Here is a 20,885-nt window from a genome sequence, read left to right on the forward strand (position 1 = left end):
CGCCCCAGACGAAGCTACCGAGGTTGAACTCGTCATTTCTTTTTCCTTTCCTTGTTGTTATTGCCGAAGTCGAAGGCGACGCCCTTGTCCTTGTCGATGACGAGCGCGGCGTCAAACGTGCCGCCCTTCCTCGAGGCGAAGCCCTTGAGGCTGACCTTCCGGCCGTCGAGCAGCCTGCGCATGGTCGTGTCGGTGATGGTCTTGCCGGCGATGGTCGTCCAGGCGCGCCAGCCGCATCCCTCCGTGGTCCTCCATGTACCGTCGGATTGTTTCTCTCGCCGGTTGGTGGAGCATTGGAACACCTTGCCCGTTTTGACGACGGGCTTGCCGCAGCGCGGGCAGCCGCCGAACGATTCCGTGTTCCGCGTCTTCGCCTGCACATGGTCCTGACGGATGGCGGTCTGCGCGTCGGCCGGTATGCGCGCGGCGAGGTCGCGGAACTCCGTTTCGACCTGCGAGGCCGCGGCCTGGCCGTGTTCGACCTCCGAGAGGCGTCGTTCCATGTCGGCGGTCAATGCCACGTCCTTGAGCTTCGGGGCGACCACGTCGATCAGGGAACGGCCCTGGTCCGTGGAGCGCAGCTGCTTGCCCTTGCGGTCCACGTATCCGGTGCGGATCAGCTTCTCGATCACGTCGGCGCGCGTGGCCGGGGTGCCGATGCCTCCCGAGTGGGATTCGTCGTCGTCCAATGCGGCCTTGAGGTCCTTGTCCTCCACCCAGCGGCTGGCGTGTTCCATCGCGGCGAGCAGCGTCGCCTCGCTGAACGGCTTCGGCGGTTTCGTCTTTCCCTCGGACAATGTCGCGCCGCATTGCGGGACGGGCGCGATGGAGACCCCGGTGACGAGGTTCGCGGGGATGATGTTGCCCGCAGTCTCGTCATTGTCGTCCTGATCTTCCTGTGGCCCGTCATGTTCGATGGCGTGCCAGCCGAGGGAGACGGGCTGGTCGGAACGGCTGGTGAAACGGCATTCGCCTTCGGACAGGAGGCGGCCTTCGTCCGGATGCTTTTCGCACCAATGCGGGTCGATGTTCGCGACGACGTTCGTCACGTCGTGCACGTAGTCGTCGCCCACGGCCTCCCACATGCGTCGCACCACGCGCGTCAACACGAGACGTTCGTCGTCGCCGAGCTCATCGAGCGCCGCCTTGTCGGTCTGCATGGTGGGAAGGATGGCGGTGTGGGCGGCCACCTTCGCGTCGTTCACGGTCAGTTCGAGATGTGGCCGTTCCGGTTTCGCGGCCGGTTCGATGAAGCCGGCGGTGAGCCGGTCGCCTTCGGTGAGGCCGCGCAGCGTGTCCAGGTCGTCGTGCGTGATGTACTGCGAGTCGGTGCGCGGATACGTCGCCAGTTTTTTCTCATACAGGGATTGCAAGGCGGCCAAGGTGCGGGCGGCGGTCAGGCCGTGCAGCCGGCTCATGTCCTTCTGCAATCCGGTCAGATCGTACAGGCGGGGCGGTGCGTCGTGCTGCTGCTTGCGTTCGGCCTTGAAGATCGAGAAGGCGAAGTCGTCCGAGTTGACGATCCGCAGCAGCGTCTCGGCGTCCTCCCGCTTGTCCAGGCGTTCGCCGGCCAGTTTCCATCCGCCCATCGGGGCGACGACCTTCCAGTACGGTCGGGCGACATGGCCGGCTATCTGCCGGTCGCGGTCCACGATCATCGCGAGTGTGGGTGTCTGCACGCGGCCGACGGTGAACCTCGCGTTGTAGACGAGGCTGTAGGCGCGCGACGCGTTCATGCCGATGAGCCAGTCGGCCTTCGCGCGGATCATCGCCGAATCGGCGAGCCCCTGGTATTCCGTCTCGTCCTTCATGGACGCGAGGGCGTCGCGGATGGCGTCCTCCTCCAGGCTCGCGACCCACAGGCGTCGCATCGGCTTGGAGACGCCGGCATGCGTCACGATTCTGCGGAAGATGGCCTCGCCCTCGCGGTCGGGGTCGCACGCGTTGACCAATGAGTCGGTGTCGCCTCGGCGCATCAGTCCCGCGACGATCTTGTACTGCCGGTCCGCGCCCTTCTCCCGGCTGACCTTCCATTGCCAGTCGGGCGTCGGGTCGATGGGCAGCGTGTCCAGGCTCCACCTGCCCCAGTCGTGGCCCTGGTATTCGTCGGGCGCGGCCAGGTCGACGAGGTGGCCCTGCGCCCAGGTGACCAGGTCGTCGCCGACCTCGATGTAGCCGTCATGCTTTTCCGCATGCCCGCCGAATGCTTGGGCGATGGCCTGGCCGACCGAATGCTTCTCGGCGATGATCAATCGCATCCCGCATCACATCCGATCATCAGTAGCTGCCGGACGCCCACGCGGGTCGTCCGGCATCCGACGTGTCCGGCCCGGCGGCGTCCTGCGGGGCGGGCTCGTCGTCCGTCGCCTGGATGTCGGATCCGGTCGTCTCCGGATCCGATTCGGCGACGGTCTCCGGTTCGGAGGGTGGGGTCTTTCTTCCGCCCGGCGCGGCGACGAGCTCGCCCTTCGCGTCGAACGCGATGTTCTTCTCCGTTCCGGTCATCGCCAGCTTGTCCGCGATCATCGTCCGACTCATGCCGGGGAACGCCTCCTCGAATTGCCTCGCCGCGTCGCGCAGCGCCTGCGCGCTCTTGCGGAAATTGTCGAGGCGGCTGTCGAACTTCTTCGCCGCCGCCTCCTTGCGCTTGAACGACTCGCGTTCGTCGCGCAGGAAGTCGTCCACGTAATCGGATGCCATGTCCGTGTTCCTTTCCAGTCTTTTTCATCCCGGTTTTAATCCGGCTGGAACCATGTTCACGCGATCGGACGTGCGCCGGTTTGGACAGTCGGACTCCGCCAGGATCACACGCGTGTGATCCTGGCTTCGCCGGAAACGGAGCGCGGCCCCGGTGGCCGCGCGCGATCATTGCCGACCCTTCCGGGATTTCCAGGCGTCGACGCCTGGAAGGGAACAGTCGGCCGGCCATGGTTCATCATCGCAGCCCCGCGCCCGCGTCTTCGGATCTGCGTGTTCCGTGCTCCGCTCCGGGAGGGCTTCGCCCGATTATCCCGAAGCGGGCACGGCCCACGCGTCCTCCACCGCGCGGCGGGACCGCGAGGCTGCCCCATGTCCGGCGAAAGGAAAACAGGAATGCCGGCGGGACACTAAGGAGTGGGACCATGCAGATGGAACCGATGGAATTGCAGCACGTCGTCTTCGAGACCGACGAGGGGCGCGTCGACGCGATGTGGAGCGACGTGCGTCTCCACGAGCACGACATCCCCGACGGATGGCACTGCTACGCCGTCAGGGGCGGTGACGGCGGATGGCCGCCATGCAGCATCGAGAAGAGCGTATGGGTCAACCACGCGGGCGACATCGTAACGCCCGACGACATCGACCCGCTGCTCGAAAGGAGCGGCTGGATGCTCGTCATCAGGGACTGGTGGTTCACCGACGAACCGTTCGGGCACGCGGAATGAAAGGAGACCCGACCATGAAGGAGCAGAACGTGGCCTTGGAATGGTTCCGGGCCAAACACGACGAGCTCGCCGGGACGGCGCGGGCCAACCTCGCCGCGCACGACTTGGAAACCGGACGGGAGGCCTACCATCTGGACAGCATCTACTATGCGACCGCCGAACAGATGGAGGCCATATGCCCGACGGGCATCGACTTCGACCGGTACGCTACTCTGGCGAACGGCAGCGTCGGATACGACGAGGCCGACGCGCATTGGGACGACGCGGCATGGTGGGATGAACGGGCCCGGACCATGTGGGACGAGGTCGACGACATCCCCGACGACGGCCTCTACTGGACAAGTGTCGAGGGCTAAACGTCATCGCCGTTCCCCGGCCGAGTGACGGACCGGGACCGATGCCGCCCGCGTCATGCGGGCGGCGCCTCCGGCGGCCAGAGGACGGCTACCGTCCTCTGTACTCCACGCGCCGGGAACGGTTCCCGGACCTGACAGGGCGTCGCCGTGGCACGGAGGCCACGGCTCGCCGACGGGAAACGGAGCGCGGCACCAATGCCGCGCGCATCCCGAGGATTTTCTTTTGACCGGCCGGCTGACGCCTTGATCATAGCGGCCCGCGGAACCCGTCAACGCCCGCGCAGCGAAACCCGTGGTTTCGACGCGTTCTCATGACGGAACCCGCTACCACCGCTGGCGCTTTCGCTTGACCATCCGGTCAAAAGAAAAATATCCTAGAATGGAAGACAACGAAAGCAAGGAGGCGGGCAGGCCGGTCATCAGCATGTTCTTCGGAATCATCATCACCATGAACGCGGACGACCATGTTCCGCCGCACATCCACGCCAGATACCAAGGACATGAAGCGTCCTTCACCTTCGATGGCAATCTGCTCAAGGGAGACTTCCCGCGCAAGCAGCGCAAACTGGTCGAGGCATGGGTGCTGCTGCATGCCGAAGAGCTGGAGGCCGACTGGGAGCTGGCCTTCAACCTCGAGCACCCGTTCAGAATCGACCCGCTACGCTGACAAGGAGGCGACGGACATGACCATCGACTATTCAATCAAAGTGACCCAATGCGAGCCCATGCCGGGCTACAGGCTCAAGGTCACCTGTTCCGACGGCGCGACCGGAATCTTCGACATGTCCCGATACGTCGACCGTGGCATGTTCAAACCGCTCAAGGACCCGCAGACGTTCGACCGCGTGCGACTCGCGTTCGGCGTGCCCTCATGGCCCGGAGACATCGACATCGCCGCGGAACGCGTCCGCTCCGACATGCAAGTCATCTAGGAACCCGCGTGTCCCTGTCCCGACCGTCATCAAGACGGCCGGGGCTTTTTCATGCCCATATGCATGACGGACATGACGCGCCACCAACGACCCACCGGCCCCGCGATTTTTTCGCGGGGCCTTCTCATTTCCCGCGCTCCGAGTGTCCAAACCCGCCGCCGTTTCCACGACGGACGATTGGCGTAAGACACCGGCCATTCCCTCAAGGCCATGGGCGAAAGGAGCGAGGAGTGAACGCGATAATCCTTCACGGCATTCCGCAATCATGCCGTGCGAAATCGCTCCCAATCAATGAAATTGATATGGGAGTAGCAAGTGACGTGAACGTATATACGTTCACTCGATTCGCACCGCGAATCGGCTTGCTCGGGAGACCCAGACCCCATGGTCGAGCAAGCTCTCCAGACCGCTTCGCGGCATCACGGACGTGCCGTCCGCACACCTCCACGGGAGGTGCGAAATGAGCTGGGCGAACAAGCGCCGACGCACCGTGCAGAAGCTCGTCACGTTCACTCCCGACGAGTGGGAACGCGTCAATTCGCTGCACAAAAAGGTGAACAAGTACACGACAAGATACCGTTCGTTCACCGTGTTCGCACGCAAAATGCTGACCGATGGCGAGATCCGCGTCACCGAGATCAGGCCGCTGACAGACCCCGAGCCGCTCGCCAGAGAGATCGGCCGCATCGGCGTGAACGTCAACCAGATCGCCCACTGGGCCAACGCGAACGAGCACATCACCGCCGAGCAGGTGGCCGAGCTCCGCGCGTCGTTCGGCCGCATCGAGCGTCTGCTCGGCGACCTGTTCGCCAACAAACGCACCGCCGGGAAGGACGTGTGAGCATGGCCGTGGTCAAGCTCGGCAAGCCCGTGAAATCGAATCTCGGCGGCCCCAACGGGGCGATGGCGTACATCATCGACCCCGCCAAGACCGACGGCGGAAGACTGGTCAGCTCCAACTACGAGCGGACCGGAACGGACTACGACGCGCTGGCTGATCCAATGCTCGAAGACAACGAGAACTCACCCAAAGGCATCCAAAAGAACAGCCGTCTGGCGTACCACATCAAGCTGAGCTTCAGTCCCGATGACCCCGTGACGCCCGAGCGGGTGCACGAACTCGGTGTGGAGTTTGCGCACCGCATCACCAGTGATGAATACAAGTTCGTGGTCGCCACACACACCGACCGCCACCACCTGCACGACCACATCATGGTGTGCGCCGCCTCCCGATACGGGAAGCATCTGAAGGCGGAACTACCCAAGGACATCATCGAACAGTGGCGCGTCATCGCCAACGAGATCAGCGAGAGGGAGGGGCTAAGCGTCATCTTCAACCCCGCCACCGAGCGGGTCGCACGCAAAATGCGCGGCGCCGAAACCACGCCGAACGAAGACCCGACGACACAGGCACGCGACCCCAAACATGTCGAAGAGACTTCCGAACCGGGCACGGCGGCGACGGCGCGAACGACGCGACGGGCCGAAAACGAGGAGCCGATGGAGCGTCGCTACGGCATGTCGATGGAGGAGATCTACGCGTCCGCGAAGGGCCTGGGCGTCAAGGACCAGCTCCGCATGCTGATCGACCTGACCCTGGCCGGCGCGGAGAACTTCGAGGACTGGAGGAACATGCTCGACGTGCAGGGCGTGGACGTGACGGTCCGAGGACAGCACTTCACGCTCACCATGAAGGACACCGGCTTCAAGGTCCGAGACACGAAACTCGGCTCGGCGTACGACATGACGAACATCATGGCCGGACTGCAAAGCACGCCCGTCATCCCCATCACGTTCAACCGTCGGCTCGTCGCCAAACAGACCAGGAAGACGGTCACCGTGTGGCTGCCCGGCACCCACCGGAAGAAAAAGATCACGTTCGACGCGAAGCGTCTCGTGGACGACGGCGGATCCACGCTGCGCGCGTTCCTGCCCCTCCACCGCGACCAGATCATCCTCGACCCGTCCAACCGGTACGCCGGCAAGACCACCACCCACGGCCTCTACCAGTGGTTCGGCGAGCCCGCGAGCCGACTCGAACCACTGGCCTCGCCCGAACGGCTGCCCCTGCGCTACGGGGTAAGCCCCGCCCAGCAGCGCTACTACCAGGCACAGGCGCGACGCCTCGACCGGCTCGCCGGCGAGGCGAAGGCGCTGAACGCGGCGATCCGCTGGACCAGGCTCGCGGGCGGCGACAGCGCCAAGGGACTCAAGCTGCTGCGCGGAAAGGTCCGCGAATCGCACGACGAACTCCAGGCCGCCGTCATCGCGTTGCATGACGCGATCCAACAGGGAGACCCCGACCTCGTGGCCGAGACGCGCGGCGAGATGGAACGTCGCGAGGCCCTGTGCGACCGGTACGAGGGCGAGCTGGCCGCCATCGAACGGGAGATCCACACGACCCGCGACCGCGAGCAAACGGAGACCGAGCAGCGCGAACAGCATCAGCACAAGCGTGGACGGTCCATCTGAACCGTCCCAGGAAACACCAACCGACAACAGAAAGGAAACCACAATGCCAATCGAGGAACAGGCTGAGGAGAAGATCCAGAACGCCGTCCAGACCATCATCACCGGAGGCGCGAAGCTCATGCTCAGAATCCCCAAGGGCGTGGCCATGGCGCTGCTCCGTTCCGGCATGAAGCTCACCAAGACCGGCGTGCACGCCGCGGGCGAGGCCGTCAAGAACAAGATCGACAGCGGCGAGATGTCCGAGAAACGATTGCAAAGGAAGAAGGACGGCGACCTGCACGAGCTGCAACTCGACGACTCGACCATGCGCGAGGTACAGCACAGCCTCAAGACCGCCGGCATCGACTACCACCTCGAACGCACCGACCAAGGCCAGTTCATCCTGCACTTCGCCGGCAAGGACGAAGACCATGTCCGCCACGCAGTGCAACGCGCGTTCAAAGGCATGGGCCTGGACGTCACCGACGACGACTTCACCGTCGAGCAGACGGAACAGACCCGAAACGAGCCAGAACCCCCGGCGCGGGAGACCCCGGCCGAACCAGCCATGAAGCCCATGCCGACGCAGCGCATCGCCTGGGACTTCGTGGACCCGGAGGTCATGGAGATGGCCGCGAACAGCCTCGCCGCCCGGCATCCCGAACTCTCATGGGACAAGCTCATGGGCGACACAACATGCGACGAGCAGGCCGGCCGCGACTTCGCGGACCGGATCATCGGCAAGGCCGCCGCCGACCCGAGCCTGCGCGACGAGCTCGACGCCATCCTGCGCGACGACTACGGGCAGGGCGCGCAAACCCAGGAGCAGACACGCAGGCAGACGACCGAGCCGAACCGGGAGAAGCCGGCACCGGAGCCGGAAAGCGAACCGGAACCCGCGCCGGACGAAGCCCGGACACCGGCCACGCGACAGCAGACGCAGGCCAGGGCAGACAATCCCAGGCCGGCCGGCAAGGAGCGGAAACCGAAGCCGATCCGGTCGAAGAAGGCACTGCTCGAACGGTTCAAGACCCGGCTCAACGAGAACCTCGCCGAACAAAAGAACCACATGCCACCCACCCAGAACAGGGACCGCACGCCCCGCAAGGGCCGCTGAAAGGAAACCATAATGAACCAGCAGGAACAGGCGACGAAACACGCCGCGATCTTCCAGGACACCATCAACGGAACCAACGACCCGACCCCATGGCCGGTGACCATGTGGGCCTCGTCCGGCGACACGATATGGACGGCCGGCACTGCAAGGACGGCCGGCGAGGACTCGGTGGGCATGATCTACGATCCCGGCGACACCATCGTGCACCGGAACACAATCGCCGGCGACGTGACCCGCGCCACCGAATCCTTCGCCATCAGACCGGCGGACGGGCAGAGCCCGATGGACGCGATGCTCGCGGGCATCGAACAATGGAACCACCGCCATCCCGACCGGTGGGACACCGTGGCCACGCCGGGCCAGTACCGCATGACGGATCCGACGACGGGCCGGCAGCTCCCTATGGGATGGAGCGCCAGCCTCGCCGCCGCCGCGTCCGCGGCGGGACGGCTCGACCCCGACCTGCTCCAGGCCAGCCTCATGCAGAACGCGGTCGAGCACGAGCCGCGCCCCTGCGTGTTCTTCCTGGAGGATAACGGGTACGACCTCATGGTCTTCTCCTGGCATCGGAACCAGCAGGGACTGTTCGACGCGATGAGCTTCAAGCACCTGCAATACGACGACCTGAGCATGCAGGTCACCACCATCAGCCACAGCGAGGACATGAGCGAGTCCTTCCCCGCCAAGACCATGAGCGACGGCGAACTGCTCACCCAAAGCCGCGTCTACCGGGATGAATACCAGCACTGGCGCGAACAGGACGGCGGAACCGTCGCCCAGGGCATGACCGGCCGCGTCATGCGCAGCGGACTGCTCAAACCGGGACTGGAGCAGAAGCCGCTGCTGAATCTGAACGACGGTCGACGCGCCCCGGACTGGGACGAGTTCACCGACCAGGCCGCCATATCCATCCTCCAGGGCCAACCCATCTCGCCGACGCCCGCGCTCCCCCAGCAGGAGCAGCCGGAGCGGGACACCGACCCCACAGCCGTGACACAGACGCCGGCCCGGACGGCCGCGGCGACGAAGCAGGTCTGGCCGAACGCGTGGGTGGCGAACAGGCTCGCGCACACCTATATATTGCATGCGAAGGACGGACGCGACTGGCCGAAGATGATCGTCGGACTCCCCCGCGGCACCGCCATCGATGGCAAGGACCTGACCGGCTGGGCGACCGACATGTTCATGAGCGCGAAGAACCAGAGGCAGAAGAACGAGGGACGGGCCGTCAACATCAGGTTCAGACCCGGTACCCCGGTCGAGCTGTTCACCGGCCGCGGAGCGGAACGCCGCACCATGCAGGTCGACCCGCAGACGCTCGTCCAGGCGGTCATCGACGCGCAGAAACGCAACCGCGACGCCGAGAAGACGCTCGACACGGCATCGGTGGAGCTCGTCTCGAAGACCGTGGAGGAATCCTGGCCGCAGATCGAACGCATGCAGGGCCGGTTCACGGAATACCAGCGTGCCGGTACGTACAAGCCGTCCGTCGCAATGAAATGGGCGCGCAGACTCGTCGACCGGACCGCCGGAGAGGACGAGGGACGGTGGACCAACCGCCAACGCCGCCAGGCCGCCAGACTGCTCATCCAGGAACTCACCGGCACGCAGGATCCGACGCAGGCCAGAAGCAAAACAACGGATCGTCCGACCGTCGAACAGTACGTGCCGGAAGGCGGCAAAACGCCCGACGCCATAGGCGATGAGACACCCGCGCCGCCACGGAAAACAGAGACGGACATGGCGACGAAACAGCGGCAAGGCCCCATCGTTCCCGCCTCGCAATCCCCGGCCGCCGGTCCGGAACGACGGCACACGGACCTGAAGTCAACGCTCGACCGGTTCCGCACCAGGCTCAAGAAGAACCTCGACGGACTCAACGCAGACCCGCCCACCGCCGGCACCGATCGTAACCGCGGGCAGCGGAAAACCTTATAAGAAAGGAGAGAACCATGGTGAGAAAACGCCTATACGCGAAGCAGACCGCCTCGGTCGAATACGAGCAGATCGACCTGTTCAGCCTTCTCGAGGAGGAGCAGCGACAGGTCGACAGGACGGCGGAACAGGTGCGCGGATACGAGATAACGGTGGGCCACGCCGCGGTGCAACGACTCCGCGCACGCGGCGCGGACGACGAGACGATAGCCGCCGTGGCGGCCGAATACCGGGAGAACCGGCTCCGTGGACTCGGCCGACGGGACGCGCGGATCGCCGCCGAGAACAAGCTCGGCGTCGGTGCCGCCACGCCCGGCGAAACCACGCCGCAACCTGTGGTAAAACGTTTCACACAATCCTCCGGCACGGAAAACAACACTGAAGAAAGGAACAATGATGGACGAGATGACATGGACCGACCAGCAGCTCAAGGCGCGCTACGAGAGGAACCTCAAGGCGATGGAACAGCGCCGGGCGGCGCATCCGGAACTGTTCAACAAGTGGGCGCTGCCGTACAAGGTGTTCACCCGCAGCAGCCTGCACGGGATCCAGAACATGCGCATCAACTGGCTGATGGACAACCATCCGCAGCGGTTCAGGGAGATGATGATGGCCAACGTGCTCGAGGAGCATCTGCGGGACATCGAGAGGCGGACGAGGGAACGCCAGGCGCAGATCATGGACCAGCTGATGGAGTCCAGGCACCTGCTCAACCGGACGGACTGCCTGAAGGCGGCACCCCAGATGACCGACCTGGACCGGCTCAACGGGATGAACGAGGCGCAAGCGGAGTCGATGAGCATGGCGATCCACGAGATCGTGGAAAGCTTCTAGCATCCCTCGACTCGCAACGCGCGCGTTCGCCCCGCGAACGCGCCGAAGCGAACATCGCCGCCATTCGGACACTCAAGACGCTCGATGGGAACGGCGACGAGCCTCTCTCCGCGGAGCAGACGGACACGCTGCGCGGATACTCGGGATGGGGCGGATGCGCGGACGCATTCTCCGACAAGCCCGAATGGGCCGACCTGAACGCCGAGATCCGCGAACTGCTCGACGACGATGAGTACACGCAGGCGCGCGCCTCCACACTGACCGCCTACTACACGCCCGGACCAGTGGTCAAGGCCATGTGGGACGCGCTCGACATCGGGTCCGCGCCCATCCAGGTGCTGGAACCCGGGTGCGGCACCGGCAATTTCATGGCCGGCATCCCCGAAAACATCAAAGCGAACGTGTCGGGCGTGGAACTCGATCCGATCAGCGCGCGCATCGCGGCCGCACTGAACCCGGACGCCACGATCCTCAACGCGGACCTCGCGGACTGCACCATCCATCCGGGATTCGACCTGACCATCGGCAACGTGCCCTATTCGGGCGACATCAGCCTCGACTACCGGACCACGGACGGCGGCACATCCCGCCTCCCCCTGCACGACTACTTCATCGAACGCTCGGTGGACGCGCTGCGGCCCGGCGGCGTCGCCATGCTGCTGACCAGCAGATACACGCTCGACAAACGCTCCGAGACCATGCGCGCCGACCTCGCGAGAAAGGCCGAGCTCGTCGGCGCAGTGCGCCTGCCGTCCTCGACGTTCGCCCGCCAGGCCGGCACCGAGGCCGTCACCGACGTGCTCGTTCTGCGCAGACGCGAACGGACGCTCGACCGCACGCCCGACGAGGCGTGGATCCACTCCAATCCGGTCGCCGTGCCCGGATACCAGGACGTGACCGTCAACGTCAACCAGGCGGTCGCCAACGACATGACCGCGCACGCGGTAGGCGACATCAGACCGGTGATCGGACGGTTCGGCGGCGACTTCGACGTCGTCTTCCAGGGTGACGCGGAACAGGTCGGCGAACGACTCCAAGAACTGCTCTCCACACAGATCACCCACGGCCCGGCGCTGTCGCTGGGCGAGGCGGAACCGGCCGGACGGGCGGAGATCACGGTCCGGCCGGACCATGTGGCACCGTTCGAATACTCCGTCGACCAGCGCGGAGTGGTCTGGTACGGCGACGGCACCACCGTCACCGAGATAGCCCACGGCCAGGGCGACGAGGCGCGACGCCTGCGCGGCATGATCCGCCTGCGAGACCTGGCGCGCGAGCTCCAACGGCTCGAACTCGACCCCGCCCGCGTAGACGACCCGGACGTGGAAGCCAAGCGCGCCGAACTCGACCGGGCATACGACCGGTTCACGAGCGAGTTCGGACGACTGTGCGACCGCGCCAACCAACGCGCCTACAGCGGCGAGGAATCCGGCTGCCATCTCGTCATGGCGTTGGAGGAGACCGACGAAAAGGGAAGGTTCGCCGGCAAGGCGAAATGCCTCTCGCAACGGACCATCAGCCCGGTGCCGCCCATGCCCGACCATGCCGACAGCCTGGACGACGCGCTGGACATCAGTCTCGACCGCGCCGGCGGGGTCGACCTGGAACTCATCGCGCGCCTGGCCGACACCACCGTCGAGGAGGCCGAGACCGGTCTGGGCGACCGCATCATCCGTGACCCGGACACCGGCGAGGTCATGCCCGCCGAGGACTACCTCGCCGGAGACGTGGGGACGAAGCTCGACCACGTCACGGCCATGGCCGAACACCTCAGACGCCGGGCGGCACGCGAGGCCATGACGGAGTTCGCGGCATCCACCTACGCGACATCGGAGGACATGCCCGCCATAGAGCAGGCACGCGAATGGATCGACACCGCGGGAACGGACGTGTGGCGCAGCCTCACGGACCCGTACGCCGCCGAATCCTACAGGGATCCGACGCCGGTCATCGAACGCATCAACGACGGACGGCACGGATGGACCATGGGCTGGAACCGCAACCCGGAACTCGTCCTCGCCCTCGTCTGGCGGGCGGTGGAGGAACTGCCCGAGCGCCACTCACGCGTCACCCTCGAACGATCCGACACCGGAGAGCGGAAGCCGTGGCACGCGCCGGCATGGCACCGATCGCACGGCACCAGCCCACTGTGGGACGCATTGTGCTGGACATGGCGCGACGGCGACGCGCCACAGCACTACGCGCCGATCCTCGCCGACCGGCGCATGCCCGTCAGGGACCTCGCCCTGTTCGTCCACAAGATCGCCCACACCGACCGGCTCGAAACCGCCGACAAGACCGCGATCCTCTCCAACCTGTTCGAGAGCTATTCGGCCCACGACAAGCATGGCAGCACGATATGGACGGACACGACCATCGGCGCGATGGCACGCCGTCTCATGCCCGGTACCGACGACCCCACGCGGCTCGCCGAACGGCTCGCCACCGACATGTCGGTCAGCGAATGGATCTGGGGCATCGCCCGCGACCTGCCCGACCTGCGCCAGGGAGCGGCACACGACGCCTACGGCGCGCCGCCACGTGCCATCGACGCGCGCCCCGACGACTACCAGGCGTTCCGCGCACGCCGCGAGGAACAGCTCGGACAATGGCGGGAGCAGCCGGAGCACGCCGAGGCCGCGCGCGCCGACCAGACGGACGCGGAACGGCTCGAACACGTGGCCGATCTGCTGGAACGCGTACAGCCCACCCCGCTGGAGACCGAGCAGATCAAGGCGCCGCTGGGGGCCCCGTGGATCCCCGCCAGGGACGTCCACGACTTCATGATGGAGACGTTCAACGTGCGCGGCCACGGGCTCACGCCCGGCAAGCTCTCCCAGTACTCGGTCGACTGGATCCCCCAGCTCGGACAATGGCGCGTCGGCTACTCGGGCGGCGGCGACATCGACTACAAGGCAGCAAGGACGTACGGCACCGAGGACCGCAACCCGTTCCAACTGCTGGAGGCGTGCCTGGACAACGCGCAGATCACCGTCACCAAGGACTCCCCCACGGAGACCACGGCGTCCGGCAAGCCCAAACGGGTCAAGGACCAGAAGGCCACGATGGCCGCCATCGAGAAGGCCAACGCGATCCGCGACGCGTGGAACCAATGGGTGTTCAAGGACCCCGACCGCGCGCAAAGGCTCACCGCCCTGTACAACCGCAGATTCAACGGCATGCGGCCCCGCCACGTCGACGGATCCTACCTGACCACGCCCGGCATCACCCACGGCGTCGCCCTGCGTCCGCATCAGAAGGACGCGGTGGCCCGCGCCCTGCGCAGCGACGAGGGCACCCTCATCGCGCACGTCGTCGGAGCCGGCAAGACGTTCGAGGGCGTCACACTCTCCCACGAGGCGAAACGTCTCGGCAAGGCGTCCAAGCCGATGCTCGTGGTCCCCAACCACCTCGTGGACCAGTGGGCCGGCGACGTGCTCAGGCTCTATCCGGCCAGCCGAATCCTCGTCATGGACAAGGACGCGCAACGCAACCCCGAATCGGTGAGACGCTTCTGGGGCCGGGTCGCCAACGGCGACTGGGATGCGGTGATCGTGCCGGAGAGCCGGTTCAGCCAGCTGCACGTCAGCAAGGAACGACGGCTGAGGAACATGCGCGCCCGCGTCGACGAGTTCGCCCAGGCCGTCGAGGCCGCCGCCAAGGCCAGGGGCGACAAGGACCCCACCGTCAAACGGCTGGAGGCGGCGCGCAAAAGCGCCGAGACCGCCATGCAGCGCCTGCGAGACGGCAAGGAGTCGCGCGACGACAAGGCACTGGCGGGCATCAAGTTCGAATCGCTTGGCGTGGACATGCTCATCGTCGACGAGGCCCACCACTTCAAGAACCTCGGCGTGCCCGTCGCCTCCGCCGACCTAGGCATGCAACTGTCGTCCGCCGCGAAATGCGAGGACCTGCTCGACAAATGCGAATGGCTGCGCGAGGCCGGGCACGGAGGCAACATCGCGTTCATGACCGGCACGCCGGTCTCCAACTCCATGAGCGAGCTGTACAACATGCAGCGCTACCTCGCGCCCGGAACCCTCAAGGCCCAGGGCCTCGACACGTTCGCCGCATGGGCTGGCGCCTACGGCCAGGTAGTACCCACCGTGGAACTGAAGCCCGAAGGCAACGGATTCCAGGTCAAGCAAAGGTTCGCGCGCTTCCAGAACCTGCCCGAACTGATGAACGCGGTGAAGCAGTTCACCGACATGATCACCAACGACGACATCCAGCTGCCGCTGCCCGAACTGGAGCAGGTGCCCGTCCCCGTGCCCATCACCGACCGCCAGAAGAAGGAGATGGAGGAACTGTCCGACAGGGCCGACCTCGTGCGCGACGGCGACGTGCCGCCGGAGGTCGACAACCTCCTGCGGATCACTGGCGACGGGCGAAAGATCGCCCTCGACCCCAAGCTCCTCAAAGGCCACGAGAACGACCGCCCCCTGGAGAACGGCAAGATCCAGGCATGCGCCGAGAACGTCGCCCGGATCTGGCAGGAGGAGACGCCACGCCTGGGCACGCAGCTCATCTTCTGCGACTCGAGCACGCCCGCGTCGGGCGGATGGAACGCCTACCAGGACCTCAAGGACCGCCTCATTCAATTGGGCGTGCCCGCCGAGCAGATAGCGTTCGTGCACGACGCCGGCGACAACCCCGCCAGACGCGAGCAACTGTTCGCCAAAGTCAGATCCGGCGAGATCCGCGTGCTGATGGGAAGCACCCAGAAGCTCGGCACCGGCACCAACGTGCAGGAACGCCTCGCCGCGATCCACGACCTCGACTGCCCATGGAGGCCCGCCGACCTGGAACAGCGCCTCGGCCGAATCCAACGCCAGGGCAACACGTACGACCACGTGCGCGACTACCGGTACGTGACCGAGGGCACGTTCGACGCGTACAGCTACCAGACCGTGGAACGCAAGCAGCGCTTCATCAGCCAGCTCATGAGCTCGAAGAGCCCCGCCCGCGAGGCCGCGGACCTCGACGCCGACGTGGTGGCCCTCGCCAACATCAAGGCGCTGGCCACCGGCGACCCCGACATCCAACGCCGCATGACATTGGAGAACGAGATCAACCAGCTGAAGCTCCTGCGCGCCTCATGGGCGCAGCAGAAGGCCGACACCCGCAGGGACATCAACCAGCAGCTCCAGCCACGCATCGAGGGGATCCGCCAGGCGATCCGCGAGAAGACCGACGACAAGCCGCTCGCGTCCAAGGCCCTGAACATCCACCAGACCGCACGCATGAACGGCAAGTGGGAGGGCATGACCATCAACGGCCGGCCGGTCGGCGACCGGCAGACCGCATGCAGGCTCCTCCACCAGGCCGCCCACCAGGCGCACGACGGGGACACGATCGCCGAATACGACGGACTGCCCGTCATCGCACGCAGGGCGGCCACCACTGGACGGATCACCCTGGCCGTCAAGGCCGTCCACGAGCACGAATCCGGTACCGAGATGCCCGGACCCTACCTGACCGGACCTTCCAGCATCGTCAGCCAGCTCGACCGGATCGTCAAGAACATGGCCACCGACCCCGGCAAGCTCACGGAACGGCTGGCGGACGCCGAAAGGGAACTCGCCGCCGCGCAGGAGACGCTGGCCGAACCATTCGCCCACGAGGACGAGTACCGGCAAAAACAGGCAGAACTCGAACGGCTGACGTCCAAACCCGACGAACCCCGGGAGACGGAAAGTAGAGACCAGGAAACCAAGGAAAGGAGCGCAGGAATGCCATTGACAACGGAAAACGCCAGACGACTGCTCGAACAGGACCACGACGTCACCGAAGTCACCCAGGGCGGCAACGCCATGGGCCACTACCTCGAAGCGAGGCTCACGGACGGACGCGCCGTGCAGATCGACTTCCACGACAACCCCGCATGGAAAGACACGGACCGTCTGGCCGGCCGGATCGAGGTGTCCTATGCCAACCGGCCACAGGCGGAATGGCAATACGACGACAACGACATGGCCGACCGCGAACACACCGTCATCGACCCGGCCGACCCAGCCGCCGGGAAAACACTCGCCAAGGCGGTGGAGGGCTGGGAACGCGCGGGCGGCCTACACACGGCCCGCGCAGCCGGGACGAGCCATCTGGCCGCGAACCAGCCGCCGGAGGAATACGCCTACCGGTGGCGGAAGCCCGGGGACCCCGACAGGCACATCGCATACCTGAGCACCGCCTTCGACCGCGACCAGGCGATGAAGGCGAGGGAGAACGCCGGATACGTCGTGACGAAGGTCGATGAGGATCCGGCCGTGCTCTACGAGCAGCACCGCAAGGCGTCCTGCATGCGCGCGAGCCACATCCTGGAACGATACGAATCCCCCGACCAGGACGCAGTCAGAATCCTCCACGGCATCGTGGGCGAGGTCAACGCGCACGACCCCGAGAACGACATCGCCACCTACCTCGCCTACCCATCCGACAAGGCGGTCCAGATCGCCGGAGACGGCCTCACCTCCGCGGACATCGCGGAGAAACGCGAGATGGGCGGATGGGACCCGCGAAAGGACCCGCTCATGCGCATCAACGCGCAGGGCGACTGGACGGGCATCACCCAACAACAGGCCGACCAGATCGTCTGGGACAACCGCGATGAGATCCTCACCCGCGCGTCATACGACAGTGAACTGTCCACGTGGACGCTCCACCAGCTTGACCAGTTGAAGGAGCCCCAGCCGGCCCAAAGCCTGGACCGTGACCGGCCGGAACCGGATCACAAGGCGCCCGCACAGGCCGATTCCACGACGAAGCGTCACGGGCCAAGACTGTAGTCCTCTCCAGCCACGGGGTGGCGCGCTTTCCGCGCCACCCCGCATTCATTCCATACGAAGGAGCAGAAGACACGCATGACAACAGAAACAAACGACCAGCCGGAACCCATCATCTGGTTCGAGGGCACACTCATCAGCAGCCCACGGCAAAACAGAAGCGCGGAAGACTGGCTGCTTGAAACCATGGCCATGGGAACAGCCACGAGGAAAATCACCATCCACGCCAGCGGCAGGGAGCATTCGGAGAACATCCGCGACCACGCGCGCAAGGGATCCCGCCTCATGGTCAAAGGCACCGCGGGCGACGAAGGATCAGGCATCGACATCGAAGCCACAAGCCTCGCGTTCGATCCCAGCCATGACGAACCGGACGGGAATCGATGACACGGACCACCACCGTCAGCGGCATCAGACCGGACAAGGCCGGCGACGGCGAATGGATCGACATCAACGGCCACGTCGGCCGACTCATGTCCACGCTCATGGCAGACGGCCGGCCATTCAGCATCGACGTCACGCCGGGCGGCATGACCACCGTCACGCCCCTCCCACCCCCGAAGGACGCGGAAGCGGCCGGCGGCGACGCCCAGGCCGAAACGGAGCCGGCCGACGGGAGGATCACCAGCAGGAAGACGCTGTACGACCGGTTCCGCGCCAGGCTCAAGGAGAACCTCGCCGAAAGAAAACAATAGAAAGGAACAATCATGGAACAAGCAAGAGGAATCATCGTCAAGACACTGACCATCCTCGCGGGATTCTGGATCGCCGACCTCGCGGCCGCCCGCGTCCAGGCCGGCCTCGCCGCCGGCGAAAGCATCGAACGGATCATGGACGGCATGACGACCATGCTCCAGCATCCGCTCGCCCTGGGATTCGACCGGACCAGCCTCCTATGCGGACTGGGCGGCGCGTGCGCCGTCGCCCTGTTCCACCTCTACCGGTGGAGCATGAAACGCAACTGGCGCGACGGCGAGGAATACGGCTCCGCACGCTGGTCCACCAGCCGGGAGATGGCCCCATACACCGACAACGACACCCGTCAGAACCTCCAGATGACGGCCACCGAGGGCCTGAGCCTCGACGCCCAGGCCACGAGACGCAACCTCAACACCACCGTGATCGGCGGATCCGGTTCAGGCAAGACCGCCACGCACGTCATCCCCAACATACTCAAGGGCAGCATGAACTACGCCTGCACCGACCCGAAGGGCGAGCTCTACGCGAAGACCGGCGGAGACTTGGAGAAAATGGGCTACACGGTCAAACAGCTCGACCTGGTGGACCTGACCAGCGAGACGAAATTCAACCCCATGCGCTACATCGACCCCGACAAGCCCGACGTGGCGATCATGCGCCTGGTCACCAACATCATGGACAACACCAACGGCTCCGCACCCAAGGAGCACCAGACCGACGACTTCTGGACCAAATCCGAACGCAGCCTGCTGACCGCGCTCACCGCGTTCGTCTACTACCTGCCCGACGACATCCTCAAGGACTGCCTGCGCATCGACGCCGGCCAGACCCTCAACGCGGTCGCCGACATGCGCGACCTGCTCGAAGCCAGCGAACAGGACGAGACCAAGGAAAGCCAGGTCGACGCCGTCGCCCGGACCGCCACGGAGATCTACGAGGAGACCCGCGCAGAATGGGAACGCGAGGACGCGGACCACGACGACCCGGACCTGCGCGAGGCATGGCGTCTCGCCCAGGGCCTGAAGTTCGCGGCCCGCCAGTACCGGCCCTTCGCCCAGGGCGCGGGAGAGACCAAGAAGGGCATCATCATCAGCCTCGGCGTGCGCCTCGCCCCATTGACAGTCGGCCCGGTCCGCGAGATCCTCTCCGACGACAACCTCGGCATCGACCGGATCGGCGGATACGCGGACGAGCACAAGGGCGGATACAAGCATCCCAACGGGAAGACGGCCATCTTCCTCGCCCTGCCCGACGAGGACCCGACATTCAACTTTTTGGCCGCGATCTTCTACCAATGCCTGTTCGACAGCATCATCCGCCGCTGCCGCACCTACCCCGGCGAATGCCTCGCCACGCCATTGCACTGCTTCCTCGACGAGTTCGCCAACGTGGGACGCATCCCCAACTTCGACAAGCTCATCGCCACGATCCGCTCGCGCAAGGTCAGCGTCAGCATCATCCTCCAGACCATCGCCCAATTGAAGACCATGTACAAGGACTCGTGGGAGACCATCGTAGGCAACTGCGACTCAGTGCTGTTCCTCGGCGGCAACGAGCAGTCCACCACCGAATGGCTCAGCAAGCTGCTCGGCAAGGAGACCATCGACATCCGCACCACCAGCGACTCCAAGGGCGTGTCCAGCAGCCACACCACCAACTACCAGCGCACCGGACGCGAACTCCTCACGCCCGACGAGCTCGCGCAACTGGACAACGACAAATGCATCTACAACCTGCGAGGACTCCACCCGTTCCTCAGCCGCAAAGCATGGCCCAACACCAGCATCCCCAAACCCAAATCAAAACTCAAGCACTCCAAAGGATGGAGGAAAGCAGCATGAGGAAACCCGACACCGACGAAACCATAGGGAACAACGTCCACGGCATAAGGATCGCACGGCGCATATCAATGCAAGAGGCTGTGAACGGCATGAGGGAACTCGGACACAGCTGGAGCAAAACCACATTGTTCAACATCGAGCACAACACCCGCCGCCTACTGGCATCAGAAGCATTTGATCTTCTCATCTGCCTTGGATATGACCCCGAAAAAGACCTCATGCTGATCTTTGGTGAGCCGCCGTCCCCAGCTGACTATTCCATGCAACGCTGCGGCCGATGCGCCACCAAGGTAGAAGACGCCTGGAACGTTTATCTCGGAGCTCTGGAAGTCGCCGAAAAGTCGCTCACAGAAGAAACAGAAAAAGAAGAAATCACCAAAGAATATGCCGATGCACAACGGAAGAAGCTGCGGACTTGGGAAAGGTCGATGAGCGAGGCAATCAAAAAAAGACGCTCTGAACACGGCACAGGCACGATAGCGCTCAAAACAAGTTAATCATTTATATGTTTCT

17 protein-coding genes are annotated in these 20,885 nt (G+C 65.0%); 14 read left to right on the forward strand and 3 right to left on the reverse strand.

Going from position 1 to position 20,885, the window contains the following annotated elements; genetic code table 11:
• Positions 1-32: 32 nt before the first annotated feature.
• Together BBKW_RS06440 and BBKW_RS06445 are read right to left on the reverse strand one after the other, a co-directional pair.
• Positions 33-2,258 (reverse strand): type IA DNA topoisomerase, encoded by a 2,226-nt coding sequence (locus BBKW_RS06440; protein ID WP_034255094.1) that lies wholly within the window; start codon positions 2,256-2,258, stop codon positions 33-35.
• 19 nt (positions 2,259-2,277) lie between these two features.
• Positions 2,278-2,700: a hypothetical protein gene (locus tag BBKW_RS06445; RefSeq protein WP_033500580.1), complete on the reverse strand. Its 423-nt coding sequence runs from the start codon at positions 2,698-2,700 to the stop codon at positions 2,278-2,280.
• Positions 2,701-3,122: 422 nt separating this feature from the next.
• Here BBKW_RS06445 and BBKW_RS06450 point away from each other — a divergent pair, with 422 nt between their 5' ends.
• The 8 genes from BBKW_RS06450 to BBKW_RS06485 all read left to right on the forward strand — a co-directional run bounded on the left by BBKW_RS06450 (position 3,123) and on the right by BBKW_RS06485 (position 10,219).
• Positions 3,123-3,425: an LPD28 domain-containing protein gene (locus BBKW_RS06450; protein WP_033500579.1), complete on the forward strand. Its 303-nt coding sequence runs from the start codon at positions 3,123-3,125 to the stop codon at positions 3,423-3,425.
• Positions 3,426-3,439: 14 nt separating this feature from the next.
• Positions 3,440-3,781, forward strand: coding sequence for a hypothetical protein (locus BBKW_RS06455; RefSeq protein ID WP_226596884.1), 342 nt, complete (start codon positions 3,440-3,442; stop codon positions 3,779-3,781).
• A 379-nt stretch (positions 3,782-4,160) separates the two neighbouring features.
• Positions 4,161-4,448 carry a DUF4160 domain-containing protein gene (locus BBKW_RS06460; protein WP_033500577.1) on the forward strand — a complete coding sequence of 96 codons (288 nt, stop codon included), beginning with the start codon at positions 4,161-4,163 and terminating at the stop codon, positions 4,446-4,448.
• 16 nt (positions 4,449-4,464) lie between these two features.
• Entirely contained in the window at positions 4,465-4,713 is a 249-nt protein-coding gene (locus BBKW_RS06465; protein WP_033500576.1) for a DUF2442 domain-containing protein, read from the forward strand.
• Between the two features lie 460 nt (positions 4,714-5,173).
• Complete coding sequence (locus BBKW_RS06470) at positions 5,174-5,554, forward strand: MobC family plasmid mobilization relaxosome protein (protein ID WP_033500575.1); 381 nt, start codon at positions 5,174-5,176, stop codon at positions 5,552-5,554.
• Between the two features lie 2 nt (positions 5,555-5,556).
• Complete coding sequence (locus BBKW_RS06475) at positions 5,557-7,185, forward strand: relaxase/mobilization nuclease domain-containing protein (RefSeq protein ID WP_033500574.1); 1,629 nt, start codon at positions 5,557-5,559, stop codon at positions 7,183-7,185.
• A gap of 43 nt (positions 7,186-7,228) precedes the next feature.
• Positions 7,229-8,281, forward strand: coding sequence for a PcfB family protein (locus tag BBKW_RS06480; protein ID WP_033500573.1), 1,053 nt, complete (start codon positions 7,229-7,231; stop codon positions 8,279-8,281).
• Between the two features lie 12 nt (positions 8,282-8,293).
• Complete coding sequence (locus BBKW_RS06485) at positions 8,294-10,219, forward strand: hypothetical protein (protein ID WP_033500572.1); 1,926 nt, start codon at positions 8,294-8,296, stop codon at positions 10,217-10,219.
• 29 nt (positions 10,220-10,248) lie between these two features.
• Here the strand turns inward: BBKW_RS06485 and BBKW_RS10985 are convergent, their stop codons facing one another.
• Positions 10,249-10,647: a hypothetical protein gene (locus tag BBKW_RS10985; RefSeq protein ID WP_226596886.1), complete on the reverse strand. Its 399-nt coding sequence runs from the start codon at positions 10,645-10,647 to the stop codon at positions 10,249-10,251.
• Here BBKW_RS10985 and BBKW_RS10990 point away from each other — a divergent pair.
• The 6 genes from BBKW_RS10990 to BBKW_RS06510 all read left to right on the forward strand — a co-directional run bounded on the left by BBKW_RS10990 (position 10,610) and on the right by BBKW_RS06510 (position 20,869).
• Positions 10,610-11,050 (forward strand): TnpV protein, encoded by a 441-nt coding sequence (locus BBKW_RS10990; protein WP_231858459.1) that lies wholly within the window; start codon positions 10,610-10,612, stop codon positions 11,048-11,050. The genes BBKW_RS10985 and BBKW_RS10990 overlap by 38 nt on opposite strands.
• Positions 11,051-11,334: 284 nt before the next feature.
• Positions 11,335-17,835 carry a DEAD/DEAH box helicase family protein gene (locus BBKW_RS06490; protein WP_231858460.1) on the forward strand — a complete coding sequence of 2,167 codons (6,501 nt, stop codon included), beginning with the start codon at positions 11,335-11,337 and terminating at the stop codon, positions 17,833-17,835.
• 75 nt (positions 17,836-17,910) lie between these two features.
• Complete coding sequence (locus tag BBKW_RS06495; protein WP_008783358.1) at positions 17,911-18,219, forward strand: aminopeptidase; 309 nt, start codon at positions 17,911-17,913, stop codon at positions 18,217-18,219.
• Entirely contained in the window at positions 18,216-18,527 is a 312-nt protein-coding gene (locus BBKW_RS06500; RefSeq protein ID WP_008783359.1) for a hypothetical protein, read from the forward strand. The genes BBKW_RS06495 and BBKW_RS06500 overlap by 4 nt, the downstream gene beginning before the upstream one ends.
• A 12-nt stretch (positions 18,528-18,539) precedes the next feature.
• Positions 18,540-20,372, forward strand: coding sequence for a VirD4-like conjugal transfer protein, CD1115 family (locus tag BBKW_RS06505; protein WP_033500570.1), 1,833 nt, complete (start codon positions 18,540-18,542; stop codon positions 20,370-20,372).
• Positions 20,369-20,869 (forward strand): hypothetical protein, encoded by a 501-nt coding sequence (locus BBKW_RS06510; RefSeq protein ID WP_231858461.1) that lies wholly within the window; start codon positions 20,369-20,371, stop codon positions 20,867-20,869. The genes BBKW_RS06505 and BBKW_RS06510 overlap by 4 nt, the downstream gene beginning before the upstream one ends.
• Positions 20,870-20,885: the final 16 nt, after the last annotated feature.

The organism is Bifidobacterium catenulatum subsp. kashiwanohense JCM 15439 = DSM 21854, assembly GCF_001042615.1.
GTDB lineage: Bacteria > Actinomycetota > Actinomycetes > Actinomycetales > Bifidobacteriaceae > Bifidobacterium > Bifidobacterium catenulatum.